This window comes from Corallococcus llansteffanensis (genome assembly GCF_003612055.1).
Classification (GTDB): domain Bacteria; phylum Myxococcota; class Myxococcia; order Myxococcales; family Myxococcaceae; genus Corallococcus; species Corallococcus llansteffanensis.
This window is the reverse complement of sequence record NZ_RAWB01000607.1, coordinates 1-5,827: the sequence shown is the minus strand read 5'-3', so window position 1 is coordinate 5,827 and position 5,827 is coordinate 1. Positions and strand designations below refer to the sequence as shown.

Below are 5,827 nucleotides of genomic sequence, written 5' to 3'. Positions count from 1 at the left end.
CGGTCCACCCGCTCCCTTTCAAGGGGAGCGGGTGGACCGGGCCTTCAAGGCCCCAGCGCCTTCGCCACCGCGTCGACGACCTCCTGCTCGGTGGGGAACGTCGGACTGTCCTTGCGGATGACGACCCGTCCGTTCACGGCGATCTCGAAGCTGCCCGAAGGGCCCTTCTTCAGCACGGACTCCAGCTCCAGCTCTTCCTTCAGCGCGGCCGCCACACGGGCGGCCCGGGGCGCGTAGCCTCAAGCGCTGCAGTAGGTGATGGTGACCGTCGCGTCGGCCATGGAAGCCTCCGGGTGTTTCGGGTGCACCCTGAAGATGAGCACGCCTGGGTCCCCTGTCTCAATCCAGCCGCCAGCCCGGGGAGCAGCGGTCCTCCCGCAGGCGCGTTTCCCGTCCGCCCGCCCCCCGCTACCTTGCGCCGCCATGACGACCCCGCTCGAAGCCGCCTATGAACCGGACGCCTTCCGCGCCACCGCGCACGCCCTGATGGACCAGCTCGCGGACTACCTGAAGGCCGCGCTCGGCGGGGGCGCGATGCCGGTGCTGCCGTGGGTGCCGCCGGCGGTGAACCAGGAGCGCTTCGCCACGCCCTTCCCGGAGGTGCCATCCCAGGAGCCGTCCGGGCTCTTCGCGGCCCTGATGGCGCGCGTGCTGGAGGGCTCGCACCACCTGCACCACCCGCGCTACGTGGGCCACCAGGTGACGGCGCCCCTGCCGCTGGCGGCGCTGTGCGACGCCGTGTCCTCGCTGCTCAACAACGGCATGGCGGTGTACGAGATGGGCCCCGTCGCCACCGCGATGGAGCACCACGTGCTCGCGTGGATGGCCTCGACGCTGGGCCTGCCCCAGAGCACCCGGGGCGTGCTCACCTCCGGCGGCAGCGCGGGCAACCTCACCGCGCTGCTCGCCGCGCGGCAGGCGAAGGCCGGCTATGACGCGTGGAACGGCGGCGCGCACGCGGGCCCCCCGCTGACGGTGCTCGTCCCCCGCACCGCGCACTACTGCCTGGCCCGCGCGGTGCGCATCATGGGCTGGGGCGAGGGCGGCCTCACCCCGGTGGACGTGGACGCGCACTTCCGGGTCCGGCCGGACGCGCTGGAGGGTGCGCTGGAGGACGCCACCCGGAAGGGGCGCAAGGCCATCGCGGTGGTCGCCAGCGCGGGCTCCACCGCCACCGGCGCCTTCGACCCGCTGGAGCCCGTGGCGGACTTCGCCGACAAGCACGGCCTGTGGTTCCACGTGGACGGCGCGCACGGGGCCGCCGCCAGCCTGAGCCCGAAGTACCGCGCGCTGGTGCGCGGCATCGAACGCGCGGACTCCGTGGTGTGGGACGCGCACAAGGGGCTGCTCATGCCCGCGCTGGTGACGGCGGTGCTCTTCCGGGACGGGGCGCGCTCCTTCGACGCCTTCTCCCAGGAGGCCAGCTACCTCTTCCACGGCGACGACGCGCGCCCCTACAGCGACGTGGGCCTGCGCACGCTGGAGTGCACCAAGGAGATGATGCCCCTCAAGGTGTACGCGTGCCTGTCCGTGCTGGGCACGCGCGTCTTCGAGGAGGCCGTGACGGCGTCCTACGACCAGGCCCGGCGGTTCGCCGCGACGCTGACGGCCGCCCCGGACTTCGAGGTGGCGGTGCCGCCCGACTGCAACATCGTCTGCTTCCGCCACACCCCCGCGCACGTGCCCGAGTCGGAGTGGGATGCCCTCCAGGCCCGGCTGCGCGAGGCGTTGGTCACCCGGGGAAATTTCTACCTGGTGCAGACGCGGCTGCCGCGCGGGGTGTACCTGCGCACCACCCTCATCCACCCCCTCACCCGGGACGCGGACCTGGACGCCCTGCTGGAGGCCCTCCGGGGGGCGGACCAGGGCTGAGTTTTGTGCACAAGGGAGTCGCCGGAGCCCGGGAAATGCGATAGGGGCGGGTCGCCATGCTCGTCTCCCTCGTCATCCCCGTCTACAACGAGATTCCCACCCTGGCGGAAATTCTCCGCCGCTGCATCGCCGTCGACTTTCCGAAAGAGCTCGTCCTCGTGGACGACTGCTCCAAGGACGGCAGCCGCGAGTTCCTGCGCCAGCTCTCCGAACAGGGGCTGGAGGTGCTGGGGGGGACCCCGAAGAACCGCAACGAAGTGCGCGTGCTCTTCCAGGAAAAGAACCAGGGCAAGGGGGCCGCGCTGCGCCGGGGCTTCGCCGAGGCCACCGGGGACATCATCCTCGTGCAGGACGCGGACCTGGAATACGACCCGAAGGACATCCCCCGGGTCATCCAGCCCATCCTGGACGGGGAAGCGGACGTCGTCTTTGGCAGCCGCTTCATCGGCTCGCCGCGCCGGGTGCTCTATTACTGGCATACGGTGTTGAACAACATGCTCACCATGCTCTCCAACATGACGAGCGGCCTCAACGTCACCGACATGGAAACCTGCTACAAGGCATTCCGTGCGGAGGTGTTGCGGTCCGTGCACGTGGAGGAGGACCGCTTCGGCTTCGAGCCCGAAATCACCGCCAAGGTGGCGCGCGGAAACTGGCGCGTGTTCGAGGTGCCCATCAGCTACCACGGGCGCACCTACGAGGAGGGCAAGAAGATTGGATGGAAGGATGGCGTGCGCGCCCTCTACGCCATCGCGAAGTACTCCGTGAAGCGCTGACGCCCGCCTGGCTGCTGTCCTGGGGAGGATGCGGTCCATCCTCCAGGAGGCACGGCGGGGAGTGCGGAGAAGGGAACACAGTGCTCGCTGGGGTTGGTTGTCCAGCGAGCGGAGCCCCGAAGGCGGCTCCGGCTTTTCTTCCTCCGTATTGCGCAGCGTAGTAGTTTCGCCAACGCACTCCGTCTGAAGGGCTGGGAAGTTTCGGGGCCCTTCCGAAAGTTTCCGCCCCCGTATGTTCGACTGGCTCCACACCCTGTTTTCGCGCGACCTCGCCATCGACCTGGGTACGGCGAACACGCTCATCTACATCCGCGGTCAGGGCATCGTGTCCAACGAGCCCTCGGTCGTGGCGGTGCAGCAGGATTCGCGCGGGGGCAAGAAGGTCCTCGCGGTGGGCAAGGAGGCCAAGGAGATGCTCGGCAGGACGCCGGGCAACATCGTGGCCATCCGGCCCATGAAGGACGGCGTCATCGCCGACTTCGAAATCACCGCCGCGATGCTGCGCTACTTCATCCAGAGCGCGCACAACCGCAAGACGCTGGTGAACCCCCGCATCATCATTGGCATCCCGTCCGGCATCACGGAGGTGGAGCGTCGCGCGGTGCGCGAAGCGGCCGCCAACGCCGGCGCCCGGGAGGTCTACCTCATCGAACAGCCGATGGCCGCCGCGATTGGCGCCGGGCTGCCGGTGACGGAGCCCAGCGGCAACATGATTGTCGACATCGGCGGTGGCACGTCCGACGTCGCGGTCATCAGCCTCGCGGGCATCGTCTTCGCCAAGTCGGTGCGCATCGGCGGCGACAAGCTGGACGAGGCGATCATCCAGTACGTGAAGCGCAAGTACAACCTGCTCATCGGAGAGCGCACGGCGGAGCTCATCAAGATGGGCATCGGCACGGCGTACCCGACGGACGAGGTCATGACCATGGAGATCAAGGGTCGCGACCTGGTGGCCGGTGTGCCGCGCACGCTCACGGTGTCCAGCGACGAGGTCCGCGACGCGCTCGCGGAGCCCGTCAACGGCATCGTGGAGGCCGTGAAGCTGACGCTGGAGCGCACGCCGCCGGAGCTGGCCGGTGACATCGCCGACAGGGGCATCGTGCTCGCCGGTGGCGGCGCGCTGCTCAAGAACCTGGACACGCTGCTGCGCGGGGAGACGGGCCTCCCGGTGTTCCTCGCCGAGGATCCGCTCTCCGCGGTCGTGATTGGCGCGGGCAAGGCGCTGGAGTCGCTCGACATCCTCCGCCAGGTCTGCCAGCCGGGCTGAAGCCTTCGGTGGCACCGTGACGGCGCCGGACCCGCTTCAGGGGTCGGCGCCGTTCGCGTTTCCGGAAGACGGTGGGGCCTTGGGCAGCGGCCTGCCGGTGGGAGTCACCACCCGCGCCGCGCAGTTCGGCCGGCGCCCCCCGCGGTCGTTCTCCAGCCGCGCGATGTACTGCACCAGGTCACCCGTCAACTGGAGGGCGACGCCTGGGGGGACCACGTGCGGCACCTTCGTGTCCATGCACGCGTCGAAGGCGCTCCGCAGCCACGCGTCCGCGGCGCGGGTCGCGAAGCCCTGGAGTGCATCCAATCCCTCAAGCCCGTCGAGCGGCTCGGTGAACACCGGGTAGCCCTCCTTCGACTCGCGGTGCGCGCGGGCCAGGAGCGCGGCGGCGCGCAGGCCCGGTGGGAGGCGGGAGAACGCCGGGGTGACGGTGTCCGTCTGCAGGAACTTCAGCAGCGGTTCGCGGGCGAGCATCAGCGGCAGCGAGGCATTGAAGAGGCGCTTCGCCTGCGCATCGCCCGTGCGCGTGAGCTCCAGGGCGAGCAGCGCGGCGACCTCCGGCTCCAGGCGGGACAGCACCGCTTCGGACTCCTTCGCGGCCCGCTCCATCGCGCGCTGGGGCTGTGTCAGCACGTCGCGCGTGAGGGCGATGACGGCGCGGTCGGTGGGGGACGAAAGCGCCGCCAGCTCCGCGTCCTTCGGCAGTCGCTGGCCGGTGAGCAGGTCCAGGAGCAGCATCCGCTCCGGCTGCCGACTCATGGCGGCGGGGATCCAGTCGCGCAGCACGTAGGGCGTGTGCGCGGGCCCGGCGACATTCGCCACGCGGCCGGCCAGCACGAGGAAGTCCCAGCTCCGGTTGCGGGGGTCCTGCCCGAAGCGGCGCACCAGCGCCGTCGCCGTGTCCCGGCGGTGGGCGCGAAGGTAGATGCGGACGAACAGCTCCAGCGCTTCGACGGTCTCGGGCGGGTGCTTCGCCACGAGCGGATCCGCCAGTCGCGCTGTCTCCATCACCCGCTCCCGGGAAGGGTCCCCCGCCTCCTGCCGCGACGGTCGCGGGTCTTCCAGCTCCTCCAGCCACCGGGCCTCCAGCCGCGCGCGGCCGACCTCGGGGGAGTCCGGGAAGCGCCGGGCCAGCTCCTCGTACGCGGGGACGGCCTGGGCCAGCGGCGTTCCCGGCGTGAGCGCCCGCGTCAGGTAGAGCGCCGCCAGGGGAGAGTCGGGAAACTGTTGCGCGTGTTCGGAGTAGCGGGCGCGCGCCTGCTCTCGCTGGCCGACGAAGCCGAGCAGGTCCTGCGCCAGCGCTTGCGCGTCCAGGTCCTGCTGCCACCGGTTCATCAACAGGTGCGCGAAGCCCACGGTGTCGCGCGAGCGCAGCGTCTCCGGCAGGTGCGACGGGGACTGCGCGTCCGAGAGGAGGAAGCCGCGCGCCGCCAGCTCCCGCGCACGGGTGTTGAGCGGCTCCACCTCCGCGACGGCGGAGGCCACCTGGCCCGCGAGCCGCCAGCGGCCCGCCTCCATGTGGGCGCGCACGGTGGACTCCCAGTCCGCCTTCGCGACGAACAGCACCTCCTCCGGAAAGAGGATGGCCCCACTGCCCGCCAGCGTCCGCCGGCCCGGGCCCGCCGGGTTCGCCGTCGGGGCGAGGTGGCCCTCCAGCATCGCCGCGCCGCGCACGTTGTAGACGAGCCGCTCGCCGTCCGTCGGGAGCACCACGTCCTCGAAGGGTTGCTCCGCGCCGGGCCAGCTTGCCCGGGCATGCGGCGCTTCGTCCTCCAGCTTCAGGGTCCCCTGCTCCTGCGCCCCGGGTGCCACCACCCAGTGCTGCGCGCCGATGCGCACCTCCACCGGGCGCGACAGGCCATTGACCACCGACACGGCGCGCACCTTGCGCGCGTCCAGCAGCGCCCCGCCC

The 5,827-nt window shown here is 71.0% G+C and carries 5 protein-coding genes; 3 read left to right on the top strand and 2 right to left on the bottom strand.

What is annotated here, in order from left to right; genetic code table 11:
• Window positions 1-44: 44 nt before the first annotated feature.
• Complete coding sequence (locus tag D7V93_RS45425; protein ID WP_244237718.1) at window positions 45-281, bottom strand: SelT/SelW/SelH family protein; 237 nt, start codon at window positions 279-281, stop codon at window positions 45-47.
• A 142-nt stretch (window positions 282-423) separates the two neighbouring features.
• Between D7V93_RS45425 and D7V93_RS36305 the strand changes: the two genes are divergently transcribed.
• The 3 genes from D7V93_RS36305 (at window position 424) to D7V93_RS36295 (ending at window position 3,915) form a co-directional block, all read left to right on the top strand.
• Window positions 424-1,872: a pyridoxal phosphate-dependent decarboxylase family protein gene (locus D7V93_RS36305; RefSeq protein WP_120647714.1), complete on the top strand. Its 1,449-nt coding sequence runs from the start codon at window positions 424-426 to the stop codon at window positions 1,870-1,872.
• 56 nt (window positions 1,873-1,928) lie between these two features.
• Window positions 1,929-2,648 carry a glycosyltransferase family 2 protein gene (locus tag D7V93_RS36300; RefSeq protein WP_120647713.1) on the top strand — a complete coding sequence of 240 codons (720 nt, stop codon included), beginning with the start codon at window positions 1,929-1,931 and terminating at the stop codon, window positions 2,646-2,648.
• A gap of 232 nt (window positions 2,649-2,880) precedes the next feature.
• Complete coding sequence (locus D7V93_RS36295; protein ID WP_120647712.1) at window positions 2,881-3,915, top strand: rod shape-determining protein; 1,035 nt, start codon at window positions 2,881-2,883, stop codon at window positions 3,913-3,915.
• A gap of 36 nt (window positions 3,916-3,951) precedes the next feature.
• Here the strand turns inward: D7V93_RS36295 and D7V93_RS45420 are convergent.
• On the bottom strand, window positions 3,952-5,827 hold a 1,876-nt coding region (locus D7V93_RS45420), incomplete at its 5' end, for a tetratricopeptide repeat protein (protein WP_158623941.1).